The following is a 12,974-nucleotide window of genomic DNA, read 5'->3' as shown; positions in this document are numbered from 1 at the left end:
CTATCCGTCGATTGGCTGCTCACCTTGTACCACGAAGGTTGCACCAGGCGAAGACCCGCGCTCGGGTCGCTGGAAGGGCTGGGACAAGGTTGAGTGCGGAATTCATACGGCCGTTACGCCGCTGGATGACAGCGCAAACGACCCGATTTTTTAACCGGCGCGCGCATTCAATCCTTTTGAAAAAAATAGGCCTGAATGTCCGCTGCAATACGCGCGGGACGAAGCGTTTCGGCATCGATGCAGCACCAGCTTGATTTGACCTCAGCCAAAACGTCTTCACCGCGCTTGATGATCGTTTCGTAAAACGACCGGGCGCCCTGCACTTTTTCAAGAACCACGGACGCAATAACGACATCATCGAGAAACGCCGGCTTTCGGTAGGTAATTTCGTGCTTCAACGCGACCCACAGATATTTTGCAGCGGCCTCAGGCGGCGCAAGCTTGTTCCAATGCGCCAAAACCGCATCCTGCACCCAATTCAAATAGCGCGCGTTATTCACATGCCCCATGAAATCGATGTCTGCAGGCGTTACGCCTATGCGGTGAAGATGCGGGAGAATAATTGTCATGAGGCTTTCATCATAAACGTTAAGAGAGGGTGCTACCGCCCTATTGCGGCAAAACCATGAATATATGCTGGCTATTACGGACAATGCGAAAGATTTTAATTTTCTGCGAAAACGGCTTGGTGCTGACATGAACTTGCAACACCGGTTCCGCGATCCCACATGACGCATATGGACCGCTCGAAACGAAAAAGCTGGAGCGATTTGCCTGCCTATCGCTGGTCGATGGTCATTTTGGGTTGGGCGCTGATCGTTGCGGCGCCACTTGTCAGCTGGCTTCCAGGTCCAGGCGGTCTAGCGCAGTTTATCATCGGGCTTGGCGTGGTCCTCAAACATTCGCTCTGGGCAAAGAAGCAATATTCGCGGCTTTCAAAGATCCATCCCGAATATGCGCGCTGGGCCAATTGGGCTCTGCGGCGCAACAAGTTCAAAGGCCGCCCGCCCTTTCCCGATATTAAACGCGATATGCTGCACCTGTTCCGCCGCGACGACATCGACATGAAAATGCCCTGACCTGTGTTGACTTTTAGCCTTTCGGACCGTATCGGCCACTGCAACAGAAGCGGTCGCTGCGCAGATTCGGCGGCCCTTTTCATTTCAAGACGCAAAAAATTTAAGGATTACAGTCATGAAGCGCACTTTTCAGCCGAGCAATCTCGTGCGTGCCCGTCGCCACGGTTTTCGTCTTCGTATGTCAACCGCCGCTGGCCGCAACATCCTGAACGCACGTCGCGCACGCGGCCGCAAGAAACTCTCGGCTTAATCCCCGAGCAGGCGGACCGCGACATGCGCGGTTACAGCGTTATCAAAAAAAGGTCAGACTTTCTGGCCGCCAACCGGGGGAAGCGATATGCAACTCCCGGTTTTGTTTTGCTGGTTCGGGACAGGCGAGACGACAGCCCTGCAATCCGCCTTGGCATCACCATCACCAAAAAAGTTGGTAACGCCGTTATCCGCAACCGCATGCGCCGCCGCTTTCGCGCGCTTGCGCAGGAAATGCTCGCCGATAAGGGCAAGGCAGGCGCGGATCATATTCTGATCGGTCGCGACAGCGGTATCGAGCGCGATTTCGGCGCCTTACGGGCGGATATGGTCAAGGCGTTGGGAAAGCTGTGCGCATGATCGCAAGGCTGCTCATCTTATGCGCACGCGCTTGGCAAATCGGGCCGTCGCGCATTTTGCCGCCGACCTGCCGGTACAGCCCCAGCTGCTCGGCCTATGCAATAACGGCACTTCAAAAGCATGGCGCAATTAAGGGTGGCTGGCTGGCCCTCAAACGGCTATTGCGCTGCCAACCTTGGGGTGGGCATGGATATGATCCAGTGCCATGACGCCCAATTGATTGATTAACGGGGATTTACACGTGGACGATAAACGCAACCTGATTTTTGCAGTCTTGCTGACAGGCCTTATCCTGTTCGGATGGCCTTATGTCGCCAGCTATTTCTTTCCAACCCCCGCCCCTGTGACCAGCAGCGCCACGACCGCCGCCAGCCCAGCTGGCGCGGCAACGTCTGACCTGCAAGTCGAGGCGGCCCCTGCAAAAGCACAGGCTGTTCCGCTGAGCAGCGCGCTGCAGTCGACAGGCCGCATCTTGGTGGAAACGCCAAAGTTGAAGGGCTCGATCAATCTTGAAGGCGCAAAAATTGACGACCTGTTGTTGCTCACCCACCGCACCGCACTCGCCAAGGATTCTCCGCCTGTGCGCCTGTTCGCGCCATCGGGTACAAAAGATGCCTATTTCGCGCGCTTTGGCTGGGCTGGCACTGGCGTAACGGTTCCTGATGATAAAACCGTCTGGACGCCAAGCGGTAACAAGTTGACGCCAACAACGCCCGTTACATTAAGCTGGACCAACAGCCTTAATCAGAAGTTTGATATCGCGCTGTCGATTGACGAAAACTACATGATTACCGCGAAGCAGACCTTCACCAATGGCGGCACTACCCCAGTTGAGATCGCGAATTTTGCGCTGCTCAGCCGCACCGGAAAACCTGCCGACGCGACATCTGGTGGATCGATATTTACGCATATTCACATTGGCCCAATGGGCGTTTTTGACGAAAAACCCAATTATGATTGGGGCTATGTCGACGTCGAGGAAAACAAAGGCGAGGCATCATTCACCAGCACGGGTGGATGGCTTGGCTTCACCGACAAATATTGGCTCGGCGCACTTATCCCTGACCAAAAAACGCCCGTATCGGCCAAGTTCCGTGCCAGCGGCGATGTCTATCAGGCGCAGGTTATTCCAACACGCTATACCAGCGTTGCGCCAGGTGCGGCCCTTAACAGCGGCTCGCGTCTGTTCGCTGGCGCTAAAGAAATGGCCGTTCTTGACGCCTATTCAAAGAATCTGGGCATTCCCTATCTCGATTATGCCATTGATTGGGGCTGGTTCTGGTTCATCGCCATTCCGTTCTTCTGGATCCTGCATTGGCTGTTCGGCCTTTTCGGAAACTTTGGTTTAGCCATTATTGGTCTCACCATTGTTGTGCGCGGTTTCATGTACCCCGTGGCGCAGAAGCAATTTGCGTCGATGGCGCAGATGCGTGCTGTTCAGCCTAAGCTGAAGGCGCTGCAAGAGCGTTGGAAGGATGACAAGCCACGGCTGCAACAGGAAATGATGAAGCTGTATAAGGATGAAAAGGTAAATCCGCTCGCGGGCTGCCTGCCCATCTTGCTGCAGATTCCTATCTTCTTCGCGCTGTACAAGATTCTGCTGCTGTCGATCGAAATGCGTCACCAGCCGTTCGTGCTGTGGCTGAAGGATTTGTCAGCACCCGATCCGTTGACACCGATCAACCTGTTTGGACTGCTGCCCTTTGACCCGCCATCGTTCATTGCCATTGGCATTTTGCCAATATTGCTTGGCGTGACGATGTGGTTGATGCAGCGCCTCAACCCGCAACCTATGGACGAAGTGCAAAAGCAGGTATTTGCCGTGATGCCATGGTTCCTGATGTTCATCATGGCGCCATTTGCCGCTGGACTTCAGCTGTATTGGGTCATGTCGAACATCGTGTCGATTGCGCAGCAAAGTTGGCTCTATTCACGCCACCCGGTGTTGCGTGAGCAGATGGCGCGTGATGCGCAAGAGAAAGCGGCAGCGAAAGCCAAGGCAAAAACGTGAGCGCCGATGTCATTGCGGGAATAGCAGAACCGAACCGGATATTTTCCGGTCCGGTTACGTTCCTGAAATCAGCGCCGAAGCTGGAATTTCTGCCGGACCCAACGGTCCCCGAAATCGCCTTTGCCGGTCGGTCGAACGTCGGCAAGTCCAGCCTGATTAATGCGTTGGTGAACCGCAACAATCTTGCGCGCGCGTCCAATACACCGGGCCGCACGCAAGAGCTGAACTTTTTCGATGTTGGTGAGCCGGCACTGTTCCGCATCGTCGACATGCCGGGCTATGGCTATGCCAAAGCCCCCATCAAGACGGTGCAGCAATGGCGTTATCTGATTAACGATTATCTGCGTGGCCGCGCGGTGTTAAAGCGTGTGTTTGTGCTGATCGACAGCCGCCATGGCATTAAAGAAGTCGACCATGAAATCATGAAAATGCTCGACGCGGCTGCGATCAGCTACCGGATTGTGCTGACCAAGACCGACAAGATCAAAGCGTCCGAACGCGAGGCGGTTGAGGTCGACACCATGGCAAAACTGCGCAAGCATGTTGCAGCCTATCCCGAACTTTCGGTGACATCGGCGGAAAAGCGCGGGGGCATTGATGAATTGCGCGCGGCTGTGTTGGAAGCCGTCGCTTCTTAGGGTCAGGACCTATGAAACTGATTATCGGGAACAAAGCCTATTCAAGCTGGTCGCTACGCGGCTGGCTTGCGGCCAAGCAATCCGGCCTGCATTTTGACGAAATCATTGTTCCTTTGTTCGGCGACGGCTGGGAAGAGCGCAAACGCGAAGACGACCTTGCGCCATCATCGGGCAAGGTGCCGACCTTGTGGGATGGAGAGGCGGTGGTCTGGGACAGCCTTGCGATCATCGATTATCTCGCGGACAAGGTTGGGCGTGACCGTTTTTGGCCCAAAAATGAAGTCGCGCGCGGCATGGCGCGGTCCATGGCGGCGGAAATGCATGCGGGCTATACCGCCCTGCGCCGCGAATTCCCGATGAATACGCGCAAGACCTTTCACGACGTCACGATATCCGAAGAGACCCGGAAAGACGCGGTCCGCATATTGCAAACATGGGCCGAAGCCCGCTCGCGCTTTGGCAAAGACGGGCCATATTTGTTTGGCACATTCAGTGCAGCGGACATCATGTTCGCACCTGTGGTGACGCGTTTTGTGACCTATGGCTTCACCCTGCCCGGCTTTGCCGAAAGCTATGCAGAAACGATTATGGCGCATCCGTGGATGGAAGAATGGTACGCTGCCGCCGCACAGGAGCCATGGACGATCCAGCGGATTGAGAACGCGGTTACTTAATCCGCTCCGTGGGATAAGGCGTCCCGTCTTTGCGGAAATAGCCCGCATCGCCGAATGTCATGTCGATATCGGCGTAGACACCGCCTGCACCGCGATCGCCAGCGCCAATGGCAATGAAGACACAATCGCAATCGCTGCGGTTAATCAGATGATGGCCGTTTGGTTCGCCCGCCGCCCACGCCGCGATGTCGCCCGCCCGCAGAAGCGTTTCGGCATCATCCTCAATCAATACGGCTTCGCCCGAAAGAATGATGACGATTTCGTCTTCCTTATGGTGCCAGTGCCGGTGCGATGACCATCCGCCTGGTTTCAGTACGACATGACTTGCACCCAGTTGTGTCAGACCCGCTGCCGGTGCCAACCTTCGCCACCACCTGCCCTCAACTTCGCGGTCATATGGAGCGGGATACCCCGTTGCATTGCTTTGGGCGATTGCATCGAGGTTGAGTTTAGGCACTGGAAAGCCCTAGCCGCATTGTGCGCGGTGCAGCAGCTTCTGGTCAGCCAGAACAAGCGCCATCATGGCCTCAACCACTGGGGTGCCGCGTATGCCCACGCAGGGGTCGTGGCGGCCCTTTGTGATGATGTCGGTCGCATCGCCGTCGCGGGTGACTGTCTCCACGGGCGTGAGGATTGAGGAGGTCGGCTTAAACGCGACCCGCACCAGCACGGGTTGCCCTGTGGAGATACCACCGGCAATTCCGCCTGCATTATTGGCGAGGAATTCGGGATGGTTCGAACCTTCCGAAGAGGGCCGCATGCGGTCGGCATTTTCTTCGCCACGCAAACGCGCTGCGCCAAAGCCTGCGCCAATTTCGACTCCTTTAACCGCGTTGATGCTCATCATCGCCGACGCCAATTCGCTGTCGAGCTTCGCATATAATGGTGCGCCCCAACCCGGTGGTACGCCCGTGGCGACGCATTCAATGACGGCGCCAAGCGATGATCCAGCCTTGCGCGCCTCATCCACCAGTTTCTCCCAGCGACCGGCAGCGGCTTCATCCGGGCAGAAAAACGGGTTTTTGTCGATCTGTGCGGCTTCAAAATTATTGCGGTCGATGGCGTCACCGCCAATTTCCGCAACATAAGCGATGATGTTTACGTCAGGCATGACCGCCCTTGCCACCGCACCGGCGGCCACACGTGCAGCGGTTTCACGCGCACTTGAACGTCCGCCACCGCGATAATCGCGAAAGCCATATTTTGCGTCATAACTATAATCGGCATGCCCGGGGCGATAGGCCTTGGCCACGTCAGAATAATCTTTGGACCGCTGGTCAACATTTTCGATCATCAGCGAAATGGGTGTTCCCGTGGTCCGCCCTTCAAACACGCCCGACAAAATCCGCACCGCATCCGGCTCCTGCCGCTGCGTTGTGAAGCGCGATGTCCCGGGACGGCGCTTGTCCAAAAATGGCTGAATGTCCGCTTCGGACAAGGCAAGTCCGGGAGGGCAACCATCGACCACTGCGCCAAGCGCAGGACCGTGGGACTCTCCCCAAGTCGTGAAGCGAAAAACGCGTCCGAAAGTATTAAAGCTCATCTGCTGATTCCGACTTCTTCATATGGACCGAACGATAGTGCACCAACCCGTTGCGATGCCCCGCGATCATTTTGTGGTGTCGATATCAGGAGCATCCTCCTGCTTCATGCCGACGGTGTGGTAACCCGCGTCAACATGGTGGATTTCGCCAGTAACCCCTGCGCCCAGATCGGACAGGAAATATAATGACGACGCACCAACGTCATCAATGGTCACATTGCGGCGCAGCGGCGTGTTTAGTTCATTCCATTTCAGGATGTAACGGAAATCACCAATGCCCGACGCAGCGAGCGTCTTGATCGGTCCAGCCGATATCGCGTTCACGCGAATGCCCTGTGGTCCGACATCATTCGCCAGATATTTAACCGACGTTTCCAGTGCCGCCTTGGCCACGCCCATGACGTTGTAATGCGGCATGACCTTTTCTGCGCCATAATAGCTAAGCGTCAGCATCGATCCGCCACCTTCACCGGTTTCGGGATCAAGCGGCTTCATCATGGCCGCAGCGCGCTTGGCAACGGCGGTAAAGCTGTAGACGCTGATGTTCATTGTCATCAGGAAGTCGTCCAAGCCTACATCAAAATATTTGCCGCGCAGTGCTTCTTTGTTGGTGAAGCCAATGGCGTGGACCACGAAATCAATATTGGGCCATTTGGCCGCCAGCGTGTCAAAGGCGCGGTCGAGATTGTTCATATCGGCAACGTCGCAATCGATAAGAAAGTCACAACCAAGTTGTTCCGCCAATGGCCGAACGCGCTTTTCCATGACTTCGCCCTGATAGCTGAACGCCAATTCTGCGCCTTCGGCATGCAAACGCTTCGCAATGCCCCACGCCAGAGACTTGTCATTGGCGAGCCCCATAATCAGCCCGCGTTTGCCCGCCATCAATCCTGTCATAAAATCCTCATTCGTCAGGTGCATTTTGTTGCCGCTGCTTTAGTCCATTTTCATGGGCGTTGGCCAGTGCCGCGTTTAATTGCGCTCCTGTCACCAATCCGAGCCCGATAAGATAGAAGAAAATGAGTGCGACCATGACGCCCGCAAGGCTGCCATATGTCAGGTCATAATTGCTGACGCTCGACAGGAAAACCGGCAAAAGCGCCGTGAGACCAAGCCACCACATGCTCACCAATGCTGGCCCCGGCCATTTGGGAAATGCGGATGACCGATATTTGGACGGGGTTAAACCCGCAAAGATGACATAGATTGCGGCAAATAATGTAATGAATGGAATGATACGCCCCCACGCAAAATAGCCAGAAACCATCTGCGCGGTGGGAATGTATCGGTACACCAGATCCTCAACCGCGGTCACCACAACCTGCGCCGAAAAAGCCACCATCGCCAGAACAACCGAGGCGATGATCGCGCCGAGCGAACCCAATCGATAATGCCAGAACGCACGGCTGGGTTCCGCACCATAAGACCGATACAGCACATCGCGAAAGGTTTCGATCAGGCTGGCCGCTGTCCAAAGACTGACAGCAGCGCTTAGCCATAGCAATGGCCCCGAACGTGCGGTCATGGCGGACTCGATGGGTTCTTTAAGCGCGGCTCCGACACTTGGCGGGACAGTCACGAAAAACGCTTCAATCAGCGCCAGCCCGGACTCGGTTTGTCCAACTGCGCCAGCAATGGCAGCGGCCACAACGCAAAATGCGAAAAGTGACACCAACGACAGATATGCGAAATTGCCCGCATGAATAAACCCGTCGCTATACACACCAACGGCGACACGCTTGGTCACTTCCACTACCTGACCCGTCAGCCCAAGGTGCGCAAACCATGTCGCTTCGCTTTCCTCGGCATGTGTCGTCGCAGGAAGATGTGCCCGTGCCTCCGGTGACAGAGGCGAAATTTCAGACACCAAGATTTTCCCGGACATTATTGTCCGACAGGGCACCCGCCAGACGTGCCAGTTCCGCGGGGTCCGATGGCAAGTGGATCATAAGCGTGACCAACTGGTCGCCACGTCCACCGGATTTGGTTGGGAAGCCCCTGCCCTTTATCCGCAGAACGGCACCGGAATTGGTACGCGGGGGGACGGTCAGCATGACTGCGCCATCGACCGTCGGAACCTTCACCTTGCCGCCATCGACGGCTTCTTTGATCGAGATCGGCAGGTCAATCCGGATATGGTCGCCATCGCGCACCAAATCTGGGTGCTTACCAAGCTTTAGCGTGACCATGGCATCGCCATTGCCGCCAGGCCCCGGCTGACCACGCCCCGGTATGCGGATCTGTTGTCCGGCGACGAGGCCGGCAGGCAGTTTGAATTCAACGGTCTTGCCATCGCCCAGCGTAATCCGCTGCGGCGCGAGCGTTGCCGCGTCGGTGAAGGACACCAAATGTTCATACGCAATATTCGCGCCCTTGGGTGGCGGCGCTTGCTGCGGACGTGGGCCAGCACCGGGACGGCCACCGCCGCCGCCGAACAAGCCATCAAAAATGTCGCCAAGGTCAATGCCGCCACTGCCAAAGTCGAAATTGCCACCGCCGGGTCCGCCTTGGCTATATCCGCCGCCGCCAAAGGGGTTGCCACCGGCAAAGCGCGGTTGGCCATTTTCGTCTATTTCGCCGCGGTCAAATTGCCCACGCTTTTTGGGGTCCGATAACAAATCATAGGCTTGTGTAATTTCACTGAAGCGCTCCGACGCTTTCGGATTGTCCTTGTTCTTGTCGGGATGCAATTCCTTCGCAAGCTTACGATAAGCGGATTTAATCGCTTTCTCGTCCGCGCCTTTGGATACGCCTAATATCGAATAAGGATCAGCCATTCTTGTCCCTGTTTACCCTGCTTATCCGTCTTACATTGGTATTACAGTGCCCCAAGTCAACTCGGAAGCAGGGCGTTATCCTGTTTTTTACCGGCAATCTGGCGTAGCAGAAGATATAGCAGCAGGCCAATCGGCCCCGCCATCAGCGTGAAGAACAATATGGGCACCTGCAACCAACGCGCAATCTGGTGCTGGTCGGCATTTCGCGCAATCCAGATGCCCACAAACAAATCGAACGCCAAATAATGGATCCAGCCGATTGTCGCGCCGCCCGGCGAGTCAAACAGCGCCATGACCCCGGCTAAGGTCGTAAAGTCCGCAGGCGGGCGGCCTGCAGGACCGCCATCGGAGATGAGTCCCGCCATCAACGGAATGATAAGGCCCGCATATAGGCAAGCGAGCAACACCGATCCTGCGAAAAATACATATGGCACGACCCGTTCGCGTTTTGGGCTGAGCGCCAAAACCACCCAGCCAAGCAACGCCCAGGCATTTGCGACACCGAATATCATTTCCCAGTTCATTTTGTTTTCTAGCCCCTTTTAACCCGCATCAGTCTAGCCTATCGGTGGACTATGGAAAGACCTGATCCTTTTAGCCTGTTCGACGCATGGTTTGCCGAAGCGCGGACCACCGAAATCAACGACTCCAACGCAATGGCATTGGCGACCACAGGCGTAGATGGGCAACCTTCGGTCCGCATGGTGCTGTTGAAAGGCCATGGCCCCGACCTTGGCGACCATGGTGGATTTGTTTTCTATACGAATTTTGAAAGCCGCAAGGCGATGCAATTGTCCGACAATGCGCAGGTGGCGCTGCTGTTTCACTGGAAATCATTGCGGCGGCAAATCCGGATTGAGGGGGCGGCGAACCCCGTCGACGATGCGACCGCCGATGCCTATTTCGCCACCCGATCGCGCAATTCGCAGCTGGGCGCATGGGCTTCGGACCAGTCGCGTCCCTTGGCCGACCGTGCGACATTTGAAGCACGTTTTGCCGAGGCAGAAACCCGCTTTGAAGGGCAAGACGTTCCGCGCCCGCCGCATTGGTCGGGTTGGATGGTCAGCCCGCACCGCATCGAATTTTGGCAAGACCGCGAATTCCGCCTGCATGAACGTTGGTTGTATGAACGCGACGGCGACGGCTGGACGACGGGCATGTTATATCCATGAAGCGCCGTATATGAGCCTTGGGCATAGCCACCATCATCATGCGCATAGTGAACTCACCAAATATGCGGCTATCGCCAGCGTATCGATGGCGTTGTTCCTGCTTGTACTTAAAATATTTGCAGCGGCGGAGACAGGGTCAGTTGCGCTGCTTGGGTCATTAGCGGACACCGGCTTTGACGTTCTCGCCTCGTTGCTCACGCTTTTCAGCGTCCGTTACGCCGCGATGCCCGCCGATGACGACCACCGTTTCGGCCATGGCAAGGCGGAGGCATTGTCCGCCTTGGTGCAGGTTGTCCTCGTCATTGTGTCGGCCATTCTGATTTCATGGCGCGCGATTGTGCGCCTTGGTACGCAGGAACCAACCTCCCATCCGGAATATGGCATTGGGGTCTCACTCATCGCGATTGTGGCGACGGTCGGGCTGCTTGCCTATCAACGTTATGTTGTCCGCAAAACCGGATCGGTTGCGATTCAAGCGGACCATGTGCATTATCAGAGCGACCTGTTGCTCAATGTTGCGGTTATTGTCGCAATCGTTCTTGATACGATGCTGGGTGTGCGCGGTGCAGACCCATTGTTCGGCATCGCCATTGCCGCATGGCTGTTGTGGGGCGCTTACAAGGCGGCACGTCTGGCGTTGGACCAATTGCTGGATCGCGAATGGCCGCACGAAAAGCGCCAGCGCTTCATCGAAGTTGCCATGCGCCACCCGGAACTGCGCGGCATTCACGATATGCGCACCCGTTCAAGCGGTACGCATGACTTTTGCCAGTTTCACGTCTGGGTCGACCCCGACATGACGGTCGCGGCGGCGCACCATATCATGGACGAAGTCGAACAAGCGTTGATGGATGAATTCCCCGGCGTCGAAGTGTTGATCCACCCCGACCCCGAAGGTCATAAAGACGAAATGGGCTATATCCCGTCCGAAACCATCGAGCATCAAGAGCATCCACATGGCTGACTTGCCATATTATCACGTAGACGCCTTTGCGCAGCGGCCGTTCACGGGCAATCAGGCCGCCGTCATGCCGCTCACGCACTGGTTGGATGACGCCGTGCTGCAGGCGATTGGTGAGGAAAACAATTTCGCCGAAACGGCTTTCTATGTGCCCGACGAAACCGGCGCCGCAGATTATGAATTGCGCTGGTTCACGCCAGAGGTTGAAATCCGCCTCTGCGGCCATGCGACACTTGCGAGCGGGCATATCGTCCTGAGCCAAAACCCTGCGCTTGACCGGGTGACGTTCCGGACGCGCAAAGCGGGGATATTGGAAGTGCGTCGCGAAGCTGATGGCTATGCCGTCGCGTTGCCGGCAATCCCGACCGACGCGGTTGATAACCCCGAAATGATGCAGGCTATGGGCGGCAATCCCCTGTCGATGCGTAGCAACCCCGACAGCTATAATATGTTCGTTTACGCAACGGCGGCAGAAATTTTCTCACTGAAACCCGATATGAAGGCGCTTGCGACACTTGGCGATGACAGCTTCACCGCCACTGCACGCGGGGAGGACACCGACATTGTCAGCCGGGTTTTCGTTCCAGGTGCAGGCGTTGACGAAGACAGCGTTACCGGCAGCGCCCATGCGGTACTGACGCCTTATTGGGCTGCCGAGCTGGGCCGTGACAATTTTACCGCCTATCAGGCATCGGCGCGCGGCGGTTATCTTGGCTGTCGTCTTGATGGTGAACGTGTGTGGTTGTCAGGCCATTGTTTTACGGTAGTAAAGGGTATGTTCAGCTTGGGCTGACCATCACAGTCATTCCATTGTTCAAAGGATTATTCATGCGTACATCATTGGCCATACTGGCTGCACTCGTCCTGTCCCCAGTTGCGATGGCTCAGGACGCGCCTCCGCCGCCACCCGCCGGTGGTGTGCCGCAGCCCGAGCAAATCTTTGCTTTTCTCGATGCAAATAAAGACGGCTTCATCGGTAAGGACGAAGCACAGGGACCATTGGTCCAGTATTTCGGGATGATCGATACCGATAAGGACGACAAGATTTCGATGGCAGAGCTAAAGACCGCCATGGAAGCAATGCGTCCGCCTGAGCCTACGCAAGGCTAGGCCCAAGGCAAATAATTTTATCCTAAAATATTAGGGTCAGGACCTAGGATAAAACGCGCGGGCGGCCATCAGGCTTCCCGCGCGTTTTTAATATCAGGCGACAGTCGCCTTGCGGATGACGCCTGGATTCGCAGGTGGCTCACCCTTTGGCAATGCATCGATATGTTCCATGCCGCTGGTGACTTGGCCCCAGACCGTATACTGACGGTCAAGGAAGGTCGCATCATCAAAGCAGATGAAGAACTGGCTGTTGGCGGTGTTCGGGTCATTGGTACGCGCCATGGAGCATACGCCGCGCACATGCGGTTCAGCGTTGAATTCCTGCGCCAGATTTGGCTTGGACGAACCGCCCATGCCAGTGCCGTTCGGGCAACCGCCCTGCGCCATGAATCCGGGAATC

At 56.2% G+C, this 12,974-nt stretch carries 19 protein-coding genes and 1 pseudogene; 12 read left to right on the top strand and 8 right to left on the bottom strand.

Translation table 11 applies throughout. From position 1 onward, the window contains the following. Positions 1–154 (top strand): annotated as a pseudogene (locus ACIQ5B_RS07575) (phosphoadenosine phosphosulfate reductase); the annotation flags it as partial. A 13-nt stretch (positions 155–167) separates the two neighbouring features. Here the strand turns inward: ACIQ5B_RS07575 and ACIQ5B_RS07570 are convergent. Continuing rightward, positions 168–569, bottom strand: a complete 402-nt coding sequence (locus tag ACIQ5B_RS07570; RefSeq protein WP_397598483.1) for an acyl-CoA thioesterase — start codon at positions 567–569, stop codon at positions 168–170. A 168-nt stretch (positions 570–737) separates the two neighbouring features. On the opposite strand from ACIQ5B_RS07570, the gene ACIQ5B_RS07565 reads away from it, so the two are divergent. The 7 genes from ACIQ5B_RS07565 to ACIQ5B_RS07535 all read left to right on the top strand — a co-directional run bounded on the left by ACIQ5B_RS07565 (position 738) and on the right by ACIQ5B_RS07535 (position 5,011). Continuing rightward, the gene (locus ACIQ5B_RS07565; protein WP_397598482.1) at positions 738–1,079 is read left to right on the top strand and encodes a hypothetical protein; all 342 of its coding nucleotides are present in this window, start codon (positions 738–740) and stop codon (positions 1,077–1,079) included. Between the two features lie 115 nt (positions 1,080–1,194). After that, complete coding sequence (gene rpmH / locus ACIQ5B_RS07560; RefSeq protein WP_125230634.1) at positions 1,195–1,329, top strand: 50S ribosomal protein L34; 135 nt, start codon at positions 1,195–1,197, stop codon at positions 1,327–1,329. Between the two features lie 23 nt (positions 1,330–1,352). Then, entirely contained in the window at positions 1,353–1,688 is a 336-nt protein-coding gene (gene rnpA / locus ACIQ5B_RS07555) for a ribonuclease P protein component (RefSeq protein ID WP_397598481.1), read from the top strand. Beyond that, on the top strand, positions 1,685–1,897 hold the full coding sequence (gene yidD, locus ACIQ5B_RS07550; RefSeq protein WP_397598480.1) for a membrane protein insertion efficiency factor YidD: 213 nt from the start codon (positions 1,685–1,687) through the stop codon (positions 1,895–1,897). Before rnpA ends, yidD begins: the two co-directional genes overlap by 4 nt. A 32-nt stretch (positions 1,898–1,929) precedes the next feature. Next, the gene (yidC, locus tag ACIQ5B_RS07545; RefSeq protein WP_397598479.1) at positions 1,930–3,699 is read left to right on the top strand and encodes a membrane protein insertase YidC; all 1,770 of its coding nucleotides are present in this window, start codon (positions 1,930–1,932) and stop codon (positions 3,697–3,699) included. Continuing rightward, on the top strand, positions 3,696–4,337 hold the full coding sequence (gene yihA / locus ACIQ5B_RS07540; RefSeq protein ID WP_324479414.1) for a ribosome biogenesis GTP-binding protein YihA/YsxC: 642 nt from the start codon (positions 3,696–3,698) through the stop codon (positions 4,335–4,337). The genes yidC and yihA overlap by 4 nt, the downstream gene beginning before the upstream one ends. An 11-nt stretch (positions 4,338–4,348) precedes the next feature. Further along, a complete protein-coding gene (locus ACIQ5B_RS07535) occupies positions 4,349–5,011 on the top strand; it encodes a glutathione S-transferase family protein (RefSeq protein WP_397598478.1) in 663 nt (220 codons plus the stop codon). Here ACIQ5B_RS07535 and ACIQ5B_RS07530 read toward each other — a convergent pair. The 6 genes from ACIQ5B_RS07530 to ACIQ5B_RS07505 form a co-directional block, all read right to left on the bottom strand. Then, positions 5,004–5,468, bottom strand: coding sequence for a cupin domain-containing protein (locus ACIQ5B_RS07530; RefSeq protein WP_397598477.1), 465 nt, complete (start codon positions 5,466–5,468; stop codon positions 5,004–5,006). The two genes, ACIQ5B_RS07535 and ACIQ5B_RS07530, sit on opposite strands and share 8 nt — an antisense overlap. 9 nt (positions 5,469–5,477) lie before the next feature. Beyond that, positions 5,478–6,554 (bottom strand): chorismate synthase, encoded by a 1,077-nt coding sequence (gene aroC / locus ACIQ5B_RS07525; protein ID WP_397598476.1) that lies wholly within the window; start codon positions 6,552–6,554, stop codon positions 5,478–5,480. A gap of 66 nt (positions 6,555–6,620) precedes the next feature. Next, the gene (gene fabI, locus ACIQ5B_RS07520; protein ID WP_397598475.1) at positions 6,621–7,451 is read right to left on the bottom strand and encodes an enoyl-ACP reductase FabI; all 831 of its coding nucleotides are present in this window, start codon (positions 7,449–7,451) and stop codon (positions 6,621–6,623) included. Between the two features lie 7 nt (positions 7,452–7,458). Further along, a complete protein-coding gene (locus ACIQ5B_RS07515; RefSeq protein WP_397598474.1) occupies positions 7,459–8,421 on the bottom strand; it encodes a YihY/virulence factor BrkB family protein in 963 nt (320 codons plus the stop codon). Continuing rightward, positions 8,414–9,331: a DnaJ C-terminal domain-containing protein gene (locus ACIQ5B_RS07510; protein WP_397598473.1), complete on the bottom strand. Its 918-nt coding sequence runs from the start codon at positions 9,329–9,331 to the stop codon at positions 8,414–8,416. Before ACIQ5B_RS07510 ends, ACIQ5B_RS07515 begins: the two co-directional genes overlap by 8 nt. Before the next feature lie 56 nt (positions 9,332–9,387). Beyond that, positions 9,388–9,855 carry an ABA4-like family protein gene (locus ACIQ5B_RS07505; RefSeq protein ID WP_397598472.1) on the bottom strand — a complete coding sequence of 156 codons (468 nt, stop codon included), beginning with the start codon at positions 9,853–9,855 and terminating at the stop codon, positions 9,388–9,390. A 51-nt stretch (positions 9,856–9,906) separates the two neighbouring features. On the opposite strand from ACIQ5B_RS07505, the gene pdxH reads away from it, so the two are divergent. Genes pdxH through ACIQ5B_RS07485 form a run of 4 tightly spaced genes read left to right on the top strand, consistent with a single transcriptional unit; the run spans position 9,907 to position 12,574 of the window. Further along, entirely contained in the window at positions 9,907–10,503 is a 597-nt protein-coding gene (gene pdxH / locus ACIQ5B_RS07500; protein ID WP_397598471.1) for a pyridoxamine 5'-phosphate oxidase, read from the top strand. Between the two features lie 10 nt (positions 10,504–10,513). After that, positions 10,514–11,467 (top strand): cation diffusion facilitator family transporter, encoded by a 954-nt coding sequence (locus tag ACIQ5B_RS07495; protein ID WP_397598484.1) that lies wholly within the window; start codon positions 10,514–10,516, stop codon positions 11,465–11,467. Then, positions 11,460–12,257, top strand: coding sequence for a PhzF family phenazine biosynthesis protein (locus tag ACIQ5B_RS07490; RefSeq protein ID WP_397598470.1), 798 nt, complete (start codon positions 11,460–11,462; stop codon positions 12,255–12,257). Before ACIQ5B_RS07495 ends, ACIQ5B_RS07490 begins: the two co-directional genes overlap by 8 nt. Before the next feature lie 35 nt (positions 12,258–12,292). Beyond that, complete coding sequence (locus tag ACIQ5B_RS07485) at positions 12,293–12,574, top strand: hypothetical protein (protein ID WP_397598469.1); 282 nt, start codon at positions 12,293–12,295, stop codon at positions 12,572–12,574. Positions 12,575–12,667: 93 nt separating this feature from the next. Here ACIQ5B_RS07485 and ACIQ5B_RS07480 read toward each other — a convergent pair. Next, a partial coding sequence (locus tag ACIQ5B_RS07480; protein WP_397598468.1) for a peptidylprolyl isomerase occupies positions 12,668–12,974 on the bottom strand: 307 nt, incomplete at its 5' end.

Origin of the sequence: Sphingorhabdus sp. (genome assembly GCF_044374345.1) — a bacterium.
Classification (GTDB): Bacteria; Pseudomonadota; Alphaproteobacteria; order Sphingomonadales; family Sphingomonadaceae; genus Sphingorhabdus_B.
The sequence above is the reverse complement of the archived record's forward strand: the minus strand, read 5'-3'. Positions and strand labels throughout refer to the sequence as shown.

What these genes read in the sequence shown, in the direction of transcription:
- ACIQ5B_RS07570 (WP_397598483.1), bottom strand. Translation starts at nt 569, where the DNA reads ATGACAATTATTCTCCCGCATCTTCACCGCATAGGCGTAACGCCTGCA.
- ACIQ5B_RS07565 (WP_397598482.1), top strand. Translation starts at nt 738, where the DNA reads ATGGACCGCTCGAAACGAAAAAGCTGGAGCGATTTGCCTGCCTATCGC.
- rpmH (WP_125230634.1), top strand. Translation starts at nt 1,195, where the DNA reads ATGAAGCGCACTTTTCAGCCGAGCAATCTCGTGCGTGCCCGTCGCCAC.
- rnpA (WP_397598481.1), top strand. Translation starts at nt 1,353, where the DNA reads ATGCGCGGTTACAGCGTTATCAAAAAAAGGTCAGACTTTCTGGCCGCC.
- yidD (WP_397598480.1), top strand. Translation starts at nt 1,685, where the DNA reads ATGATCGCAAGGCTGCTCATCTTATGCGCACGCGCTTGGCAAATCGGG.
- ACIQ5B_RS07535 (WP_397598478.1), top strand. Translation starts at nt 4,349, where the DNA reads ATGAAACTGATTATCGGGAACAAAGCCTATTCAAGCTGGTCGCTACGC.
- aroC (WP_397598476.1), bottom strand. Translation starts at nt 6,554, where the DNA reads ATGAGCTTTAATACTTTCGGACGCGTTTTTCGCTTCACGACTTGGGGA.
- fabI (WP_397598475.1), bottom strand. Translation starts at nt 7,451, where the DNA reads ATGACAGGATTGATGGCGGGCAAACGCGGGCTGATTATGGGGCTCGCC.
- ACIQ5B_RS07510 (WP_397598473.1), bottom strand. Translation starts at nt 9,331, where the DNA reads ATGGCTGATCCTTATTCGATATTAGGCGTATCCAAAGGCGCGGACGAG.
- ACIQ5B_RS07505 (WP_397598472.1), bottom strand. Translation starts at nt 9,855, where the DNA reads ATGAACTGGGAAATGATATTCGGTGTCGCAAATGCCTGGGCGTTGCTT.
- pdxH (WP_397598471.1), top strand. Translation starts at nt 9,907, where the DNA reads ATGGAAAGACCTGATCCTTTTAGCCTGTTCGACGCATGGTTTGCCGAA.
- ACIQ5B_RS07495 (WP_397598484.1), top strand. Translation starts at nt 10,514, where the DNA reads ATGAGCCTTGGGCATAGCCACCATCATCATGCGCATAGTGAACTCACC.
- ACIQ5B_RS07490 (WP_397598470.1), top strand. Translation starts at nt 11,460, where the DNA reads ATGGCTGACTTGCCATATTATCACGTAGACGCCTTTGCGCAGCGGCCG.
- ACIQ5B_RS07485 (WP_397598469.1), top strand. Translation starts at nt 12,293, where the DNA reads ATGCGTACATCATTGGCCATACTGGCTGCACTCGTCCTGTCCCCAGTT.